Here is an 18,318-nt window from a genome sequence, read left to right as displayed (position 1 = left end):
AACAGGGGGCTTATTTGAGGTTGATAAAGGTCGCTGGCGGATTGCGCATCTCGATTTCGGCATCGAACACCAGGTTGACCAGCTCCACCACCATGATCGCGGTAAGCCCCCAAATCTTGTAGGGGCCGTACTGATAGCAGGGCACATACCAGCTCCTGCCGAGGTAGTCGATGCGGTGGGTCATATCCCGTGGATCGTCGCGGAAGAATGCCAAGGGCACGCTGAATACCGATTCGATCTCGCCATGGTTGGCCTTGTACTCCACAAAATCGGGAACCATTCCAACGAAAGGCGTGACCTTGATGCCATGCCGGGACACCAGCGTACTCAGAGGGCCAATCACCTCCACAAGGCCTGGCGGGAGCCCGACCTCCTCCTCCGCCTCACGCAGCGCCGTGCGGACGAGGTCAGCATCTTCCGGGTCTCGCCGCCCTCCAGGAAAGGCCACTTCGCCACCATGGGTGGACAAGCCGCTGGCACGCAACGTCAGCACCAACTCCGGCTCATCACTGCGGGTGATCGGCACCAGCACCGCGGCTTCAGGGAAGTCGCGATCCGTCTCCAGGGTTCGTGGGGAGTAGCTCTGCACGCGTCGGAGCAGGTCATCCAGCATGGACATTCTCATTCTCTACTTCTGTTCGGCATGATGGCATGAACCAAAGTGCCACCCAAGCCCCGGACCGACAGGACGCATCATTCATCACCTTTGGTTTGCCCCGCTGAACGCTTGCCGTGCGACACCTCGCCGCGCCAAGATAAAGGCCTGCACCCGAGGAACGACGATGAAATTCTGCAGCCAGTGCGGCGGGTCCCTGGTTCAGCGCATTCCCGATGGCGACAATCGGCTGCGCCATGTCTGCACCAGTTGCCACGCCGTCCATTACCAGAATCCACGCATAGTCGCCGGATGCCTCCCGACGTGGGGTGAACAGGTGCTGCTCTGCCGCCGAGCCATCCATCCACGCCGAGGCTATTGGACCCTCCCCGCCGGCTTCATGGAGAACGGCGAAACCATGGAACAGGCGGCCAGTCGGGAGACCCTTGAAGAAGCCTGCGCTCGCGTCCGCGATCTCCGCCTCTATACGCTTTTCGACCTGCCCCACATCAGCCAGGTCTACACCTTCTTCCTCGCCGAACTGGTCGACCTGGATTTTTCCGCGGGCGATGAGAGCCTGGAAGTTCGACTGTTCCACGAACAGGAGATCCCATGGGCGGAGCTGGCTTTCCCGACAGTAGGCCGTACCTTAGAATGTTACTTCGCCGACCGCGTCGGGCAGGTCTTCCCAGTGCGCAACGAGCCGATTGCGCCGTTGCTGGCCCACTACAAGAAAACCTGACCGCCTGACTGCTTACTGACAAAAGTGTGGGGAAGTTGTGCCAATGCGCTGGTTGCTAGTTGTTTTGTCATTGAGCCTTGCGGCTCTCGCCCAAGCCAGCACTGCGCCGACGCTGGCCGGGAAGCCTATCGACAAGGTGTTGGTGGTGAAATCCGAGCGAAAATTGCTGCTGCTCAATCGGGGGGACATCCTCAAGTCCTACCGCATCTCCTTGGGCAAGCAACCCAGCGGTCCCAAGCTGCGCGAAGGCGACCAGCGCACTCCGGAAGGTTTTTATTGGATCGACTGGCGCAAGACCAGCGACAAATTCAATCTCGCCCTGCACATTTCCTACCCCAATGCCCGTGATTCGGCGCGTGCGCGGGAAAAGGGCTTCCCTCCCGGCGGGATGATCATGATCCACGGCACCCCGCTGGATGAGGAGTATCCCGAGTGGTACTTCCATTCGCTCGACTGGACCGAAGGCTGCATCGCCATGAAGAATGCCGACATGCGCGAAATCTGGAGCCTCGTGAAGGATGGCACCCTGATCGAAATCAGGCCATGACCCCACTCACAAATACTGGAAAGGCGCCTTCAGGAGCCTTTTTTGCACCCTGTTGAGCTACCGTTCGCCATCTCAGAACACCAGATCAGAAAGCCGCCATACCTCGAAGGCCGGAGTCTCGTACGGGTGAGCCTGTTTCAAGGCTTTGACTGCGGCATGGATCAGCTCATCGGCCACCACCATCTCCACCTTCCATTCAGCAACCTGCTCCAGTTTCCCCGACTGCCCCAGATAGGGATGACTGCCCTCCAGTGGCCGGAACTGGCCTTGGCCCAGCGCCTGCCAGCAACAACTGTCATAAGCGCCGATACGGCCACCCCCCACAGCGAAAACGGCTTTTTTCACAGGCTCCAGATGGCTCTCTGGAACGTAGAAGCACAGCTTGTACATCAAGGTCTCCACGTGGTCGGGTAAACAGAGTCGACAATCGCATGATGGCACTTTGACCTCAATCATGCCGCGGCATTGTTCACATACAGCGAGTTAGACCGCTCAAGCGGGCAAGGGTTCTTTCCCGAACAGCAACAAGAGCGTCTCAGAGCCCCTTCCAGAATCGCCACCAACATTGGCCAAGTGTGGGCTTCGGCAGGTTGTGACTGCCGTCACAGTACGGCAAACGAGCCGAATGACCACAGCGACAGAGCAACAGGAACTGCTCACGGCCAGCCTGGATCACTAGGCCATCCGGACAGTGGGTAGGACAATCAGGGAGCTCGGAAGAACGGCCGCAGCGACAGAGCCGGCAAACATTGCCGGGTTGCAGGTGGCGGACTTCGGGAAGAATGAGGGGATTGCGGTCCGACATGGGAGACTCTGCGGACGAAAGCAGATGGACAGAAGGAGATGAGAGCAAAAGCCGCCCTCTCCACCCATCAAGCACCCTCTCCCGTTCGGGAGAGGGTCATCAGAGCCTGCTCTGGCCGGATTTTAATCCACCCAAACACGTGCGTTACGGAACATGCGCATCCAGCCTGCATCTTCCTGCCACTCGTCCGGGCGCCAGGAGTTCTGCACGGCACGGAACACACGTTCCGGGTGCGGCATCATGATCGTGACACGGCCGTCACGGCTGGTCAGGCCAGTGATGCCACGTGGAGAGCCGTTGGGGTTGGCCGGGTAGCTCTCGGTGACCTTGCCGTGGTTATCGACGAAACGCATGGAGACGCAACCGGACAGATCCGCTTCCAGCAGAGCTTCCTCGCTTTCGAATTCCGCATGACCTTCGCCGTGAGCGATGGCAATCGGCAAACGCGAGCCCGCCATGCCACGCAGGAAGATCGAGGCCGAATCCTGCACCTGGACCATGGCCACGCGGGCTTCAAACTGCTCAGAGCGGTTACGCACGAAGTGCGGCCAGAACTCGGTACCGGGGATCAGCTCGTGCAGGTTGGACATCATCTGGCAACCGTTGCACACGCCTAGGGCGAAGCTATCCTTCCGCTCGAAGAAGGCCTGGAAGCCGTCACGGGCACGGGTGTTAAACAGGATGGACTTGGCCCACCCCTCTCCGGCACCGAGTACGTCGCCGTAGGAGAAACCGCCGCAGGCCACCAAGCCCTTGAAATCATCCAGGCTGACGCGTCCAGCCAGGATGTCGCTCATGTGCACGTCAATGGCGGCAAAGCCAGCGCGGTCGAAGGCCGCGGCCATCTCGACCTGACCGTTGACGCCCTGCTCACGCAGGATCGCCACTTGTGGGCGCACGCCCTTCTTGATGTAAGGAGCAGCGATGTCCTGGTTGACGTCGTAGCTCAGCTTCACCGAGAGACCTGGGTTGTCTTCGTCCAGCAGGCCGTCGAATTCCTGATCGGCGCAATAGGCGTTATCGCGCAGGCGCTGGATCTGGTAGCTGGTTTCCGACCACTGGCGCTGCAGCATGCGGCGCTCACCTTGGAAAACGGATTCGCCATTGAAGCTGATGGCAACGTCGGCGCCATTGACCGGCTGACCGATGACCGCCACGCAATCGCCGAGGCCGGCAGCGCTGAACTGCGCCAGCACTTCCGGAGTGGCTTCCTGGCGTACCTGGATAACCGCACCCAGCTCTTCGTTGAACAGCACTCCTGCCAGGCCTTCACGGCCATCTGCCAATGCATCGAGATAAAGGTTCAGGCCGCAGTGGCCAGCGAAGGCCATTTCCAGCGTGGTCGCCAGCAGGCCACCGTCCGAGCGATCGTGGTAGGCCAGCAGGTGGCCGTCGTCATTCAATCCCTGGATGACGGCAAAGAACGCCTTGAGGTCTTCGGCGTCATCGACATCCGGAACGCTCTGGCCGAGCTTGCTGTAGACCTGGGCGAGAATCGAACCACCCAGGCGGTTCTGGCCACGGCCGAGGTCGATCAGGATCAAGTCGGTCTCGCCCTTGTCCAGGCGCAGCTGCGGCGTCAGGGTCTTGCGGATATCACTAACGGGGGCGAAGCCGGTGACGATCAGCGACAGCGGCGAGGTGACGGACTTATCCACCCCCTCATCCTGCCAACGGGTCTTCATGGACATGGAGTCCTTGCCCACCGGAATGGTGATGCCCAGCGCCGGGCACAGCTCCATGCCCACCGCCTTCACAGTCTCATACAGGCGTGCATCTTCGCCCGGGTGGCCGGCGGCGGCCATCCAGTTGGCGGACAGCTTGATATCACCCAGCTTTTCGATCTTGGCCGCAGACAGGTTGGTGATGGTTTCACCAATGGCCATGCGCCCCGATGCAGCGGCGCTCAGCAGGGCCAGCGGGGTACGCTCGCCCATGGCCATGGCTTCGCCGGTGTAGACGTCGAAACTGGCCGCGGTGACTGCGCAGTCCGCTACCGGAACCTGCCAGGGGCCAACCATCTGGTCACGAGCCACCAGGCCAGTGATGGTGCGGTCACCAATGGTGATCAGGAAGTTCTTGCTGGCGACCGCTGGGTGACGCAGTACGCGATCAACAGCCTCGCCGACATCCAGTTCTGCTGCAGCGAAATCATCGCCCAGCTCAGCCTCACGGCTCACCGAGCGGTGCATGCGCGGCGGCTTGCCGAGCAGCACGTTCAGCGGCATGTCCACCGGCTTGTTGCCGAAGTGGCTGTCAGCCACGGTCAGGTGCGGCTCTTCAATGGCCTCACCGACGACGGCAAACGGGCAGCGTTCGCGCTCGCAAATGGCCTTGAAGCGCTCGAAGTCAGCAGCATCCACGGAGAGGACGTACCGCTCCTGGGATTCGTTGCACCAGATTTCCAGGGGGCTCATACCCGGCTCGTCGTTGGGCACCGCGCGCAGCTCGAAGCGACCGCCGCGGCCGCCGTCGTTGATCAACTCAGGCAGGGCGTTGGAGATGCCACCGGCGCCGACGTCATGGATGAACTTGATCGGGTTATCCGCACCCAGCTGCCAGCAGCGATCGATGACTTCCTGGCAACGGCGCTCCATTTCCGGGTTATCCCGCTGTACCGAGGCGAAGTCCAGGTCAGCTGAGCTGGTGCCGGTGGCCATGGAGGAGGCAGCACCGCCCCCCAGGCCGATGAGCATGGCCGGGCCGCCGAGCACGATCAGCTTGGCGCCAACGGAAATCTCGCCCTTCTGCACGTGTTCTGCACGGATGTTGCCCATGCCGCCAGCGAGCATGATCGGCTTGTGATAACCGCGCACTTCTTCACCGCGCGGCGTGTTTACCGCCTGCTCGAACGTACGGAAATAGCCGGTCAGGGCCGGACGGCCGAATTCGTTGTTGAATGCAGCACCACCCAACGGCCCCTCGATCATTATATCCAGGGCGGTAACGATGCGATCGGGCTTGCCGTAGGGCTTTTCCCAAGGCTGTTCGAAGCCGGGGATCTGCAGATTGGAGACGGTGAAACCCGTAAGGCCGGCCTTCGGTTTGGCGCCGCGACCGGTTGCACCTTCGTCGCGGATCTCGCCGCCGGAGCCCGTGGAGGCCCCCGGGAATGGAGCGATGGCCGTCGGGTGGTTGTGGGTTTCCACCTTCATCAGGATGTGCACGGGCTCCTGAGTCGCACCGTACTGACGGCTCTGCGGATCGGGGAAGAAGCGTCCGGCCGTGGCACCTTCGATCACTGAGGCGTTGTCCTTGTAGGCGGACAGCACACCTTCATGGTGCATCTCGTAGGTGTTCTTGATCATGCCGAACAGGCTCTTCTCCTGGGCCTGACCGTCGATATCCCAACTGGCGTTGAAGATCTTGTGACGGCAATGTTCGGAGTTGGCCTGGGCGAACATCATCAGCTCGACGTCATGGGGGTTACGCCCCATTTCATTGAAGCTCTTCACCAGGTAGTCGATCTCGTCCTCGGCAAGCGCCAAACCCAGTTCCAGGTTGGCTTTTTCCAGGGCAGCGCGACCGCCGCCCAGCACGTCGACGACGGTCAGCGGCTTGGGCTGGGCACGACTGAACAGGCCGGCGGCCTGCTCCAGGCCATCCAGCACCAACTGGGTCATGCGGTCATGAAGGACACTGGCGACCAGTTGAACCTCGGCGTCGGAGAGCTCCCCGGCGACGTAGTAAGCAATGCCTCGCTCGATGCGCTCGATCTTCGCCAGGCCGCAGTTATGGGCGATATCGGTGGCCTTGCTCGACCAGGGCGAGATGGTGCCGAAGCGCGGCACCACCAGCAACAGGCGACCATTGGGCTCTTGCACCGCCACGCTGGGGCCGTACTTGAGCAGGCGCGCCAGAACCTGTTCCTCGTCACCGTTGAGAGCGCCAGTCACTTCGGCAAAATGGGCGAACTCGGCGTAGAGTCCGCTTACGGCGGGGACCTTCTGGGTCAGTTGCTCGAGCAATTTGCCGTGGCGAAAAGCGGAAAGGGCGGGAGCACCGCGCAGGATCAACATCTTCGGGACAGCCTCTGGGGAAGGGGTGTGCTTGGAGGCCGTGCATTCTAGCGCAAAGCACCGCTTTCCGGCACCTCTGCCGGAGCCCTCACGTCGTCCGACTGCTAGCAGAGAACATATACGCTGTCGAGATATGGCACCCGCCAGCCTTTGCGTATACTGCGTGGATGCTCATCCAACATACGTTCCGTAAGCACCGCACCTTCTGGCTGCTGGCGACCGGATTCCTTCTGATGCTCGGCGGCTGCAAGCAGCCCTCCATGCTCGAGCGCATTCAGGAGGAAGGCGTGCTACGCGTGATTACCCGCAACAGCCCCGCTACGTACTTTCAGGACCGCAACGGCGAGACGGGCTTCGAATACGAACTGGCCAAGCGCTTTGCCAAGGACCTGGGCGTGGACCTGGAGATCGAGACCGCGGACAAGGTCGACGACCTGTTCTCGCGCCTGGGCCAAGCCGAAGGCCCAGTCATCGCCATGGCCGGCCTGGTGGCCAGCGAAAGCCGCAAATCCGAAGTGCGCTTCTCCCATCCGTATCTGGATGTGACACCCCAAGTCATCTACCGCAACGGTGATCGCCGCCCTACCCGCCCCAACGATCTTGTCGGTCGGCGCATCCTGGTATTGAAGGGCAGCAGCCACGCCGAACAACTGGCCGCCCTGAAGGCTTCGATGCCGGGCCTCAAATACGAAGAGTCCGACGAGGTCGAGGTGGTCGACCTACTGCGCATGGTGGACGAAGGGGAGATCGACCTGACGCTGGTGGACTCCAACGAATTGGCGATGAACCAGGTCTATTTCCCCAACGTCCGAGTGGCCTTCGACCTGGGCGATGCCACCAGCCTGGCCTGGGCCATGGCGCCAGGCGAAGACAACAGCCTGCTCGACGAAGTGAACGCCTTCCTCGACAAATCCCGCAAGGATGGCACTCTGCAACGGCTGAAGGACCGCTATTACGGCCACGTCGACGTATTGGGTTACGTCGGTGCCTATACATTCGCCAAGCACCTGCAGCAGCGCCTGCCGCGCTATGAGCCGCACTTCCGCAAGGCTTCGCAGAAAAGCGAAGTCGACTGGCGACTGTTGGCGGCCATCGGCTATCAGGAGTCGCTCTGGCAGCCGACAGCCACCTCCAAGACCGGCGTCCGTGGCCTGATGATGCTCACCGAAGGCACCGCCCAGGCCATGGGCGTTTCCAACCGCCTCGACCCCAAGCAAAGCATTCATGGCGGCGGAAAATACTTTGCGATGATCAAGGACGGCCTTTCGGATGACCTGAAAGAGCCGGACCGCACCTGGTTTGCCCTGGCCGCCTACAACATCGGCATTGCCCATCTGGGCGACGCGCGCAAGCTGGCCAAGGCAGAAGGGCTCGACCCGAACAAGTGGCTGGACGTGAAGAAGATGCTTCCGCGGCTGTCGCAGAAACAGTGGTACCGCAAGACGCGCTATGGTTATGCCCGTGGGGGCGAGGCGGTGCATTTCGTGCAGAACATTCGCCGCTACTACGACATCCTCACCTGGGTCACGCAGCCGCAAATGGAAGGCAGCCAATTGGCGGAGAACACCACCCACCTGCCAGGCGTGAACAAGACACGCCCAACCAAAGAGCAGGACGAAAGACTCTGACCCGACTCGCTACCAGTCACCCACAAAAAGCCCGCAATGCGGGCTTTTTCATTTCTGCATCACCAGCCGGATGGCAGCAGGTTCAAGGCACTGCAAATCGCATAGGCCGCGCTGGCCAAGTAGATCATCACGATGACTACCTGAATCAGCGGATTGGCAATCCAGCCGCATTGCCAGGCAGGCTGCAAGTCACCATTACGGCGAGCGGAGCGCAGCATGAGGATCGGCATGATGGACAGGATCACGCCGCTGAAGGCGCCAGCAAAATAGAGGGCGCTCACGAAGCCGACCATGCCGCTGTATGCCAGTGCGAACGGCGGCACGCAGACCAGGCCAAGCACCACCAGGCGGGTCTTCGGCTGGGACTCCGCGCCAAGGGAGCGGAACTTGTCGAAGATATTGGTCAGGAAGCTGCCACCCAGCCCCCAGTAGGAAGTCAACATTGCGCATAAAGCGAAGGTGTTGGCGGTGTAGAACGCCCACTGTCCCAACGCCTGGCCCCAGGCGAGCGTAGCCACTTCGGTCTGGTTCTCCAGGCCGGTCAGGGAGATCACCGACATCGGCACGATGGCCAGCAGAACGAACGTCAGTAGCATGCCGGTGATAACCGCCTTGGGCAGCCTTTCCGGGGCATGGCTGAAGCCGCGCGCCATCTCCGGCACGATGTATTGGGCCGAAAAGCAGAAGACCGCGATATTGAACACCGGCACCATGTAGACCCAGTCACCCTCGAGCAGGTGTGCCACATCGGTGTTCTGATTGACCAGGGTAGCGATGACCAGCACCAGGATCATGCTGACCATGCCAATGCTGATGAACTTCTCGCCCTTGCCGATCGCACCGAGGCCGAGATAAAGCACCAGCGCCGCCGGAATGAAGAATAACAGGCTGCCAACCGCCGGACTGATCCCCAGGAAAGCGCTGAGGATCTTGCCGCTGCCGCTCATGTAGGCAATCAGTGCGCCGATACTGTTGACCGCTACAGAGACAAAGATGGCCCAGGAGCCGAACGAACCCACATAGCGCTGGGCAAGGCCACTGAGCTGGTTGTGGGTGCGGGTACGCAGTGCCGTTTCCGACACGTAGAGCATGGAGATGGTGGTGAACACCCCTGCGACTGCCAGCCATATCAGCAGCGGCATGAAACCGGCCTTGCGGCTGGCGTATGCCATGGACAGGACGCCTGCGCCTATGTTGGTCCCCACGATCATCGCCACAGCCTCGAGGAAGCTCAGACGCTTGACCTCCAGCCCCGACGAGTCGACCGACTCCGCCCCAACCTGATCCTGATACGACTGGACCCGGGTATCACTCATAACAGCTCCCTCACATCGGCATTCAACAAAACAAAAAGGAGGGCCCGGACCTTGAGCTGCCATGGCCTTTGCGTTTGAGAATGAACGAGGGCACTTCGGGACAACGGGGTGACGGGCGCCTCCTGGCGAGCGCCCCTACTTCAGGACGCCTCCAGATAAGGCACGCAACCGTACCGCTCTGGACCGCCATTTTCGGCGGGCGCGCAAAATATCACACGACCTGTTGTTTCAAACGAAACATGCCTACGACTTTGGTCGTAAGCGCCGCCAAACGGTCGCACGGGCTTCAACTGTCCTTGCGCGCAGCCCGGCGGGACTGGAAGAAGCCGGAGAGCAACTGGCTGCACTCCTGAGCCAACACGCCCCCCTCAACCAGCACACGATGGTTGAGGAATTCCTGGCTAAAAAACTGCCCCCGGCTGACGACGACACCCGCCTTGGGCTCGGTGGCGCCGTAGACAACGCGGCTGACACGCGAGTGGACGATCAGCCCTGCACACATGCTGCAGGGTTCCAGAGTGACGTAGAGCGTGCTGCCCACCAGCCGGTAGTTTTCCGCCGCCTGCGCCGCATCGCGGACAGCGACCATTTCAGCATGGGCGCTGGGGTCGTGACGGGTGATCGGGCAATTGAATCCACGCCCGATGATCTGCCCATCCTGCACCAGCACGGCGCCCACTGGCACTTCACCCAGTGCGGCACCCTCGGCAGCGAGGGCAAGGGCCTCGCGCATGAAATGCTCATCCTGGCTACGGTCGATGATCCGGGGTTGGCGCATAGGTCACTCAGGCAACTTCGATAGCGGCCATCAGGCCGGTTTCCATATGGTCGATCACGTGGCAATGGAACATCCAGATCCCCGGGTTATCCGCCACCAGGGCAATCCGGGCGGTCTCGTTCTTGCCCAGCAGATAGGTATCGGTAAAGTAAGGAACGATGTCACGCCGATCGGAACTCAGCACCTTGAATGCCATGCCATGCAAATGGATGGGGTGGAGGTACTGGGCCATGTTGCGCAATTCGAAGATGTAGTGCCCATCCTTCTGCAGCTTGGCGATGGGGCGGTCGGCACAGGTCTTGTCGTCGATGTCCCAAGCCTTGCCGTTGATCTGCCAGTAATGACTGCGACGCCCCTGGGCGTTGCTATCCACCAAGGTCGCCGCCCATTCGAAGTTGAAGCGCAGCACCTGGGCCTTGTCCAGATCAGGCTCAGCCACCGGATTGACAGGAAGCGCTGCAGGCCACTCACCCGGCGCTTCGTTGCTCGGCACACTCTTGAGCGTCGCCAGACGCAGGGGGCCATTGCGCAGCGGCAGTTCCTGGCCTGCTGCCGGCACCTTCAGCGCCAGCTCGATGCGCATGCCGGGGCCGAGCCAGTATTCCTTGCCCAGCGGGCGCGGTTCGACCGGGTGACCATCCAGGGCATAAACGCGGACATCGGCACCCGGCAGATTCAGGCGGTAAGTCACCGTGTTGTCGAGGTTAAGGATGCGCAAGCGCACCACTTGCCCGGCGGGCAGCTCGAGGGTCGGCAGGGAAACCCCATTGACGCTGGAGAGACGCCCGCGGGTACCCTCCCGCGCGGCCTCGCGTGGCACGCTGAAAGCCGTGAAAGCGCCTTGCTGGTCAACATGCCAGGTCTTGAGGTTGAGCACCCGCTCATGCCTGAAACCGCTGGGCTCGCGTTCTTCGACGATCAAGGGGCCAACCAGCCCACGTCCCAGTTGATGCGCGCTCGAAACATGCGGGTGGTACCAGAAACTGCCGGCATCCTCGGTCTTGAAGCGGTAATCGAAATACTCTCCAGGCAAGACCGGCAGTTGGGAAACATACGGGACGCCATCCATCTCCAGCGGCAGACGAATGCCGTGCCAATGGATAGTGGTAGGCTCATCCAGCTTGTTGATGAAGCGTACACGCAGCCAATCGCCCTGCCGCGAGCGGAGTTCGACGCCAGGCGCCTGGCCGCCGTAGCCCCAGGCAGGTGTGGTGTGGCCGGAGACCAGTTCGAGGTCAAGCGGCGCGGCAATCAGCTCGTAATCGTGAGTCCTGGCGTCGAGGGTGCGACCTAGCCAATAGCGAGCGCCCCCAACACCAAGGCCGACCGCGCCGAGTCCGGCCAGGCCGCCGAGAATTTGTCTGCGAGTGAACGACATGGGTTCAGGCTCCTCGATGGAAAACGGGGCTGTCCCATCGGCTAATCGCGCCGACCTCTGGCAGGTCGGCGATTTCGGGCCGCACAAGATACACCCTGCCTACGCCGAAGATAAGGGTAAGTAGACGCATTTGCGCAGCTATCAGCCAGGCAGCGCCACGCTGGCGGCGTAAAATTGCGACCAAACGGCGCAGCGGGTCGGCAAGCGTCCCCCCTCGAAGATCGGCGTAGGATAAGTAACCAGCCCCTGTGCAGAGGAGTCTCCCCATGGACCCCACCCGTCGCCAGTTCGTGCAACTCGGTGTCGGCAGCCTGTTCCTGCTGCAGTGGCCGCGCCTGGCCTGGGCCAGCACTACGCCATCCTGCCGGCTCAGCCCCGAACAGACCGCAGGCCCCTTCTACTTGGATGACGCGCTTCTGCGCCAGGACATTACCGACGGTAAGCCCGGCATACCGCTCCTCCTGCAGTTCGAGGCGCTGGACGCCGAAGGTTGTCGGCCACTGAGCGGTGCCGCCCTGGAGATCTGGCATTGCGATGCCCAAGGGGCCTATTCGGGTGTCGGCGCCAATGAAGGGAGCCGCTTCCTGCGCGGTATGCAGGTCACCGATGGCGCGGGCCGAGTGGAGTTCCGCAGCATCCTCCCTGGCTACTACCCGGGCCGCACCAACCACGTCCACGTCAAGCTGCACCTTGGCGGTCATATTCGTGAAGGACGCTACCTCAGTGGGCGGGATATCCATACCGGCCAACTGTATTTCCCCGAGCCGATCGTGCGCGAGGCCATGACCTTGCCAACCTACCGCCATCCCGGCGAGGAGTGGACGCCCCAGGCACGGGACTACATCTTCCGCCGGCAACAGGGCGAGCAGTCTGTTGCGACCCTCAGTCAAGCCTCCACGGGCAACGGCCTGATGGCCCGACTGACACTGGTGGTGGCTACGCGAGCTCCCGCGTAGATTGGCTCAGCGAGCGCAGCAAAGCCCAACGGGGGTGGTGGCGGGGATCGTCGGGCCTCGCTCCGCTCGGCACCAACCTGCCAAAACGAAACTGGCCAGGCTTTTCAGGGCCTGGCCAGTTCTGGACGCCGTTAGCGGACTAGAAGCCCAAAGTAGGCGTCATTCCCACTCGATGGTCGCCGGCGGCTTGCTCGACACGTCGTAGGTGACGCGGGAGATGCCTTCGATCTCGTTGATGATGCGGTTGCTGACCTTCTCCAGCAACTCATAGGGCAGGTGCGCCCACCTTGCGGTCATGAAGTCGATCGTTTCAACCGCGCGCAGCGCGACGACCCAGGCGTAACGACGGCCATCGCCTACCACGCCCACCGATTTCACCGGCTGGAAGACCACGAAGGCTTGGCTGGTCTTGTGGTACCAATCGAAGTTGCGCAGCTCTTCGATGAAGATGTGGTCGGCACGACGTAGCAGATCGGCGTACTCCTTCTTCACCTCACCGAGGATGCGCACACCCAGGCCCGGGCCCGGGAACGGGTGACGGTAAACCATGTCGTAAGGCAGGCCCAGTTCCAGGCCGATCTTGCGTACTTCGTCCTTGAACAGCTCACGCAGCGGCTCGACCAGTTCGAATTGCATGTCTTCCGGCAGGCCACCGACATTGTGGTGCGACTTGATCACGTGGGCCTTGCCAGTCTTGGCGCCTGCCGACTCGATCACGTCCGGGTAGATGGTGCCTTGAGCGAGGAACTTGATTCCCTGTAGGCGGGTGGCCTCTTCATCGAAGACTTCGATGAAGGTGCGACCGATGATCTTGCGCTTCTCCTCTGGATCGCTGACGCCCGCCAGACCGCTTAGGAAGCGCTCTTCGGAGTTGGAACGGATCACCTTGACGCCCATGTTCTCGGCGAACATGGCCATCACCTGGTCACCTTCGTGCAGGCGCAGCAGGCCGTTGTCGACGAACACACAGGTCAGCTGATCACCAATCGCCTTGTGCAACAGGGCTGCCACCACCGAGGAATCAACGCCGCCGGACAGACCCAGCAACACCTTGGACGAACCCACCTGGGCACGCACGGTAGCGATGGCGTCGTCAACGATATTGGACGGGGTCCACAATGCGGCGCAGCCGCAGATATCGAGGACGAAGCGCGACAGGATGCGCAGCCCCTGCTTGGTGTGGGTCACTTCCGGGTGGAACTGCACGCCGTAGTAGCCGCGGCCGTCATCGGCCATGGCCGCGATCGGGCAGCTAGGGGTGCTGGCCAGGATATGGAAGCCGGCAGGCATGTCGGTAACCTTGTCGCCGTGGCTCATCCACACATCCAGGCCCAGCACGCCGTCGTCGTCCACATGGTCTTCGATGCCATCGAGCAGGCGGGCCTTACCGACTACATCAACGCGGGCATAGCCGAACTCGCGCAGGTCCGAGCCCTGCACCTTACCGCCGAGCTGCTCCGCCATGGTCTGCATGCCATAGCAGATTCCGAACAGCGGCACGTTGAGGTCGAAAACTGCGTGCGGTGCGCGCGGGCTATCGGCTTCGTGCACCGACTCGGGACCGCCGGCGAGGATGATGCCTTTAGGAGCGAAGGCGCGGATCGCCTCATTGTCCATGTCGAACGGGTGGATTTCGCAGTACACACCGATCTCGCGCACGCGGCGGGCGATCAGCTGGGTGTACTGGGAGCCGAAGTCGAGGATCAGGATGCGGTGGGCGTGGATATCTTGATGGGCCATGCGCGGGCTCTCGATAAATGAGTTGAGCGACAAGCTGCAAGTCTCAAGCTACCAGGGCGGGCAGCTTGGTTCCTACCTGCAGCCTGTCGCCTGCAGCTGTTGGTTGAGCTGCGCTCAACCAACCCGATAGTTCGGGGCTTCTTTGGTGATCTGTACGTCATGCACGTGGGATTCGGCCATGCCCGCTCCGGTGATGCGTACGAATTGCGGCTTGGTGCGCATGTCTTCAATGGTCGCGCAACCGGTGTAGCCCATCGACGCACGCAGCCCCCCCATCAGCTGGTGGACGATGACGCTCAGGGAACCCTTGTACGGCACGCGGCCTTCGATACCTTCCGGCACCAGCTTCTCGGCCCCCGCGGAGGAGTCCTGGAAGTAACGGTCACTGGACCCCTGGGATTGGGACATCGCGCCCAAGGAGCCCATGCCGCGGTAGGCTTTGTAGGTACGGCCCTGGAACAGTTCGACTTCGCCCGGAGCCTCTTCGGTACCGGCAAACATCGACCCCATCATGACGCAGGAAGCGCCAGCGACGATCGCCTTGGACAAGTCACCGGAGAAACGGATGCCACCGTCGGCGATCAACGGTATGCCCGAGCCAGCCAGGGCGGCCGCAACGTTGGCGATGGCGGAGATCTGCGGGACGCCGACACCGGCGACGATACGCGTGGTGCAGATGGAACCCGGGCCGATGCCGACCTTGACCGCATCGGCGCCAGCCTCGGCCAGGGCCTTGGCGGCCTCACCCGTAGCGATGTTGCCACCGATCACCTGGACATGCGGGTAGTGGTCCTTGACCCAGCGAACGCGATCGATCACACCCTTGGAGTGGCCGTGCGCGGTATCGACCACGACCACATCAACACCTGCCGCTACCAGTGCCGCAACACGCTCACCGGTATCAGCGCCGGTCCCCACTGCAGCACCAACGCGCAGGCGACCCTGCTCGTCCTTCGACGCCAGCGGGTAGGTCTTGGCTTTTTCGATATCGCGGAAGGTGACCAGGCCGCGCAGATAGAAGTTCTCGTCGACGACCAGCATCTTCTCGATGCGATTCTCATAGAGCTTGGCCTTCATATCCTCCAGCGGCGTGCCTTCACGGGCGGTAACCAGCTGCTCCTTCGGAGTCATGATCGCCGCGACGGTATCACCGACGTTTGGCTTGAAGCGCAGGTCGCGCCCGGTCACGATGCCGACCAATTCGCCCTCCTCCACCACCGGGAAGCCGGAGAAGCCATACTCACGGGCGATCTGCAGCAGTTCGATGATCTTGGTCGAAGGGGTCACGGTCACCGGGTCGCGGACGATCGCGGTTTCGTGGCGCTTGACCTTGCGCACTTCGGCAGCCTGCTGCTCGATGGTCATGTTCTTGTGGATGATGCCGATGCCGCCTTCCTGGGCCATGGCAATGGCCAGGCGCGCTTCGGTCACGGTATCCATCGCAGCGGACACCAGCGGGATATTCAGTTCGATGCCGCGGGTCAGGCGGGTCTTGAGGCTGACATCCTTCGGCAGAACCTCGGAATAACCCGGGATCAGGAGAACGTCGTCGAAGGTCAGGGCTTCTTGGCTGATGCGCAGCATGGCGGGGAGGCTCCCAGGCGGGAAAATTGGAAGCGCGCCATTATAACGAGGCCCGGGCCTACACTCAACGCGGCCGATGGGTTACAGCGCCATTCCCCAGCAAAAAACGTTCCCCGGTCGCCCACTGAGCTCAAACCGATGCGCAATTGCCCTTGCGCCAAGCCGTTCTGGCCAAGCGACCAGCGGTAGCCAGGCCCAATCAGTCATCAACGCGAATCACACGCACAGCGAACCCCAGCCGCTCGGCAAAGGCATCAAGAAAGGCCTGGGTGAACGCCGCCTCCCCCCAGCCGTTGAAGATGAATCCCAGGTTGGAGAATCCGCAGGGCTGGAGGAACAGAAAGCCATTGATATCGTCTTCATGGCCGCATTCCGGACAGGTGAAATTATCCGTGTAGCCCGGAGCCCAGTCGTCGAGGCTCTCGAACAGCGGCTCGCCGATCTCCTGACGGCACTCGGGGCAACCGGCCTCACCAAGGAATTCTCGGCTGGGGATATAGATGCAGCGCTTGTCCACCACCTCCAGACCGTTGATCGGCTGGCCGAAGGGCAGTCGCTCCGGATGCTTCACCACTTGCCGGGCGCCTGGGGCAATCGCATAGGCCATGTGGTTGCCGCGCCGGCCGCAAGTGCTGGGCAGCGCGTCGACCACCTTGCGCTTGGCCAACCAGTTCAGCATGCGCGCCGCCAGGGCCTGATGTCCCGGGACGCTGGATACCTGAGGCACGATTATCGCTTGGTTCTTCTCCATATCAGGCTCCTGCTCGGTAAGAAGGGCGCGCAGTTTAACTTCACGCGTACCCCCTCAACTATGGCGCAGCCAGGCAAAGCCTTTATCATGCTGCCCCATGATCAAGGACCCCTTCCAACGGCTCGGCCTCGACCGCGAGGTGCTGACCGTCAGCCAGCTCAATCAACGCGCCCGCCATCTGCTGGAAGACGTCTTCCCGCAAGTATGGGTCGAAGGCGAGATTTCCAACCTCGCCCGGCCTGCGTCAGGCCATCTTTATTTCACTCTCAAGGATGCCCAGGCCCAGGTTCGCTGCGCGCTGTTCCGCCAGAACGCCCAGCGCCTGCGCCAGACCCTGCGTGATGGGCTGGCCGTGCGGGTGCGAGGCAAGGTCTCGCTGTTCGAAGGCCGCGGCGACTACCAGTTGATCGCCGATGCAATGGAACCTGCCGGTGATGGCGCCCTGCGCCTGGCTTTCGAAACACTGAAGGAAAAGCTCGCCGCCGAGGGACTGTTCGCCGCCGAACGCAAGCAGGTTCTACCGGCCCATCCTCGCCGCATTGGCATCGTCAGTTCGCCCACCGGCGCGGTGATCCGCGACATCATCAGTGTGTTCCGCCGCCGAGCGCCGCAGGTTCAGCTCACGCTGATCCCGACCGCCGTGCAGGGGCGTGAGGCCACCGGACAGATCGTCCGCGCCTTGGCGCTGGCCGATGCCCAAGGCTTCGATGCGCTGATCCTCGCCCGTGGCGGCGGTTCGCTGGAAGACCTCTGGTGTTTCAACGAAGAGGCCGTCGCCCGCGCAGTGGCAGCCTGCCGCACGCCCATTGTCAGCGCTGTTGGCCACGAGACTGACGTATCCATCAGCGATTTCGTCGCTGACGTTCGCGCCCCGACCCCTTCCGCTGCCGCCGAACTCCTGGCGCCGGATGTCGGAGACCTGCAACAGCGCCTGGACAGCCTGCATCGGCGTCTGGTCCTGCGCCTGCGTGACCAGCTGACCCGCGAGCGCCTGCGCCTGGATGGCCTGTTCCGGCGCCTGCGCCACCCTGGCGAACGCCTGCGCCAGCAGTCCCAGCGCTTGGACGAGCTCGACATGCGTCTTCGCCGTGCGTTCGAGCGCAACCTTCAGGTGCGCCACGAGCGCCTGGCCCGCCTTGACACCCGCCTGGCAGCGCAGCACCCCGGCCGCGTACTGACCCTGCTCAGGCAGAAGCTCGACAGCCTGTCCGCCCGCCTACCGCGCGCAGCCCGCGAGACACTGAAGGATCGGCGCCAGCGCCTCGACTCCCTGGCACAAACGCTGCACGTCGTCAGCCCACTGGCCACCCTCGGACGGGGCTACAGCATCCTGCTCGACGACAAGGGACAGGCGGTTCGCGCTGCCAGCCAGACCCGCCCCGGCCAACGCCTCAAGGCCCGACTGGCTGAAGGCGAGCTGGACGTACGGGTGGAAGATAACCACCTCACACCCATGAACCTCTCCTTGCTGGACTGATC

General features: G+C 62.2%; 15 protein-coding genes. 5 read left to right on the top strand and 10 right to left on the bottom strand.

The window, feature by feature from the left end:
* Positions 1–10 precede the first annotated feature (10 nt).
* Positions 11–613: a CoA pyrophosphatase gene (locus OXH74_RS13915; protein WP_375741614.1), complete on the bottom strand. Its 603-nt coding sequence runs from the start codon at positions 611–613 to the stop codon at positions 11–13.
* A 169-nt stretch (positions 614–782) separates the two neighbouring features.
* On the opposite strand from OXH74_RS13915, the gene OXH74_RS13910 reads away from it, so the two are divergent.
* Together OXH74_RS13910 and OXH74_RS13905 are read left to right on the top strand one after the other, a co-directional pair.
* Positions 783–1,337, top strand: coding sequence for an NUDIX hydrolase (locus tag OXH74_RS13910; protein ID WP_375737535.1), 555 nt, complete (start codon positions 783–785; stop codon positions 1,335–1,337).
* Positions 1,338–1,380: 43 nt separating this feature from the next.
* The gene (locus OXH74_RS13905; RefSeq protein ID WP_215378353.1) at positions 1,381–1,884 is read left to right on the top strand and encodes a murein L,D-transpeptidase family protein; all 504 of its coding nucleotides are present in this window, start codon (positions 1,381–1,383) and stop codon (positions 1,882–1,884) included.
* 72 nt (positions 1,885–1,956) lie between these two features.
* On the opposite strand, the gene OXH74_RS13900 is transcribed toward OXH74_RS13905, so the two are convergent.
* The 3 genes from OXH74_RS13900 to purL all read right to left on the bottom strand — a co-directional run bounded on the left by OXH74_RS13900 (position 1,957) and on the right by purL (position 6,708).
* Positions 1,957–2,274: an NGG1p interacting factor NIF3 gene (locus OXH74_RS13900; protein WP_375737534.1), complete on the bottom strand. Its 318-nt coding sequence runs from the start codon at positions 2,272–2,274 to the stop codon at positions 1,957–1,959.
* A gap of 145 nt (positions 2,275–2,419) precedes the next feature.
* The gene (locus tag OXH74_RS13895) at positions 2,420–2,689 is read right to left on the bottom strand and encodes a CDGSH iron-sulfur domain-containing protein (RefSeq protein ID WP_375737533.1); all 270 of its coding nucleotides are present in this window, start codon (positions 2,687–2,689) and stop codon (positions 2,420–2,422) included.
* Between the two features lie 122 nt (positions 2,690–2,811).
* Positions 2,812–6,708 (bottom strand): phosphoribosylformylglycinamidine synthase, encoded by a 3,897-nt coding sequence (purL, locus tag OXH74_RS13890; RefSeq protein WP_375737532.1) that lies wholly within the window; start codon positions 6,706–6,708, stop codon positions 2,812–2,814.
* A gap of 167 nt (positions 6,709–6,875) precedes the next feature.
* Here purL and mltF point away from each other — a divergent pair, with 167 nt between their 5' ends.
* Positions 6,876–8,336: a membrane-bound lytic murein transglycosylase MltF gene (gene mltF, locus OXH74_RS13885; RefSeq protein WP_375737531.1), complete on the top strand. Its 1,461-nt coding sequence runs from the start codon at positions 6,876–6,878 to the stop codon at positions 8,334–8,336.
* Between the two features lie 59 nt (positions 8,337–8,395).
* On the opposite strand, the gene OXH74_RS13880 is transcribed toward mltF, so the two are convergent.
* From OXH74_RS13880 to OXH74_RS13870, 3 genes are all read right to left on the bottom strand, one after another.
* A complete protein-coding gene (locus tag OXH74_RS13880; RefSeq protein ID WP_215378343.1) occupies positions 8,396–9,652 on the bottom strand; it encodes an amino acid permease in 1,257 nt (418 codons plus the stop codon).
* Positions 9,653–9,938: 286 nt separating this feature from the next.
* Positions 9,939–10,430: a tRNA adenosine(34) deaminase TadA gene (gene tadA, locus OXH74_RS13875; RefSeq protein ID WP_375737530.1), complete on the bottom strand. Its 492-nt coding sequence runs from the start codon at positions 10,428–10,430 to the stop codon at positions 9,939–9,941.
* Positions 10,431–10,437: 7 nt separating this feature from the next.
* Complete coding sequence (locus tag OXH74_RS13870; protein WP_375737529.1) at positions 10,438–11,808, bottom strand: multicopper oxidase family protein; 1,371 nt, start codon at positions 11,806–11,808, stop codon at positions 10,438–10,440.
* Between the two features lie 266 nt (positions 11,809–12,074).
* Between OXH74_RS13870 and OXH74_RS13865 the strand changes: the two genes are divergently transcribed.
* Positions 12,075–12,764 (top strand): intradiol ring-cleavage dioxygenase, encoded by a 690-nt coding sequence (locus OXH74_RS13865; RefSeq protein WP_375737528.1) that lies wholly within the window; start codon positions 12,075–12,077, stop codon positions 12,762–12,764.
* A 159-nt stretch (positions 12,765–12,923) separates the two neighbouring features.
* On the opposite strand, the gene guaA is transcribed toward OXH74_RS13865, so the two are convergent.
* The 3 genes from guaA to OXH74_RS13850 all read right to left on the bottom strand — a co-directional run bounded on the left by guaA (position 12,924) and on the right by OXH74_RS13850 (position 16,839).
* Positions 12,924–14,504 carry a glutamine-hydrolyzing GMP synthase gene (gene guaA / locus OXH74_RS13860; protein ID WP_215378334.1) on the bottom strand — a complete coding sequence of 527 codons (1,581 nt, stop codon included), beginning with the start codon at positions 14,502–14,504 and terminating at the stop codon, positions 12,924–12,926.
* A 114-nt stretch (positions 14,505–14,618) separates the two neighbouring features.
* Positions 14,619–16,088, bottom strand: coding sequence for an IMP dehydrogenase (gene guaB, locus OXH74_RS13855; protein WP_375737527.1), 1,470 nt, complete (start codon positions 16,086–16,088; stop codon positions 14,619–14,621).
* Between the two features lie 199 nt (positions 16,089–16,287).
* Positions 16,288–16,839, bottom strand: a complete 552-nt coding sequence (locus OXH74_RS13850) for a sugar ABC transporter ATPase (RefSeq protein WP_215378329.1) — start codon at positions 16,837–16,839, stop codon at positions 16,288–16,290.
* Between the two features lie 97 nt (positions 16,840–16,936).
* Between OXH74_RS13850 and xseA the strand changes: the two genes are divergently transcribed.
* Complete coding sequence (gene xseA, locus OXH74_RS13845) at positions 16,937–18,316, top strand: exodeoxyribonuclease VII large subunit (protein WP_375737526.1); 1,380 nt, start codon at positions 16,937–16,939, stop codon at positions 18,314–18,316.
* The last annotated feature ends 2 nt before the right edge of the window (positions 18,317–18,318 follow it).

The sequence above is a fragment of the Metapseudomonas boanensis genome, from assembly GCF_042232855.1.
Taxonomy (GTDB): Bacteria; Pseudomonadota; Gammaproteobacteria; order Pseudomonadales; family Pseudomonadaceae; genus Metapseudomonas; species Metapseudomonas boanensis.
This window is presented reverse-complemented; position numbering and strand designations above follow the sequence as displayed.

Bases quoted from the DNA above. Each gene is read 5' to 3' on its own strand.
- OXH74_RS13870 (WP_375737529.1), bottom strand. From the start codon at position 11,808: ATGTCGTTCACTCGCAGACAAATTCTCGGCGGCCTGGCCGGACTCGGC.
- xseA (WP_375737526.1), top strand. From the start codon at position 16,937: ATGATCAAGGACCCCTTCCAACGGCTCGGCCTCGACCGCGAGGTGCTG.
- purL (WP_375737532.1), bottom strand. From the start codon at position 6,708: ATGTTGATCCTGCGCGGTGCTCCCGCCCTTTCCGCTTTTCGCCACGGC.
- OXH74_RS13850 (WP_215378329.1), bottom strand. From the start codon at position 16,839: ATGGAGAAGAACCAAGCGATAATCGTGCCTCAGGTATCCAGCGTCCCG.
- guaA (WP_215378334.1), bottom strand. From the start codon at position 14,504: ATGGCCCATCAAGATATCCACGCCCACCGCATCCTGATCCTCGACTTC.
- guaB (WP_375737527.1), bottom strand. From the start codon at position 16,088: ATGCTGCGCATCAGCCAAGAAGCCCTGACCTTCGACGACGTTCTCCTG.
- OXH74_RS13905 (WP_215378353.1), top strand. From the start codon at position 1,381: ATGCGCTGGTTGCTAGTTGTTTTGTCATTGAGCCTTGCGGCTCTCGCC.
- OXH74_RS13895 (WP_375737533.1), bottom strand. From the start codon at position 2,689: ATGTCGGACCGCAATCCCCTCATTCTTCCCGAAGTCCGCCACCTGCAA.
- tadA (WP_375737530.1), bottom strand. From the start codon at position 10,430: ATGCGCCAACCCCGGATCATCGACCGTAGCCAGGATGAGCATTTCATG.
- OXH74_RS13880 (WP_215378343.1), bottom strand. From the start codon at position 9,652: ATGAGTGATACCCGGGTCCAGTCGTATCAGGATCAGGTTGGGGCGGAG.
- mltF (WP_375737531.1), top strand. From the start codon at position 6,876: ATGCTCATCCAACATACGTTCCGTAAGCACCGCACCTTCTGGCTGCTG.
- OXH74_RS13910 (WP_375737535.1), top strand. From the start codon at position 783: ATGAAATTCTGCAGCCAGTGCGGCGGGTCCCTGGTTCAGCGCATTCCC.
- OXH74_RS13900 (WP_375737534.1), bottom strand. From the start codon at position 2,274: ATGTACAAGCTGTGCTTCTACGTTCCAGAGAGCCATCTGGAGCCTGTG.
- OXH74_RS13865 (WP_375737528.1), top strand. From the start codon at position 12,075: ATGGACCCCACCCGTCGCCAGTTCGTGCAACTCGGTGTCGGCAGCCTG.
- OXH74_RS13915 (WP_375741614.1), bottom strand. From the start codon at position 613: ATGCTGGATGACCTGCTCCGACGCGTGCAGAGCTACTCCCCACGAACC.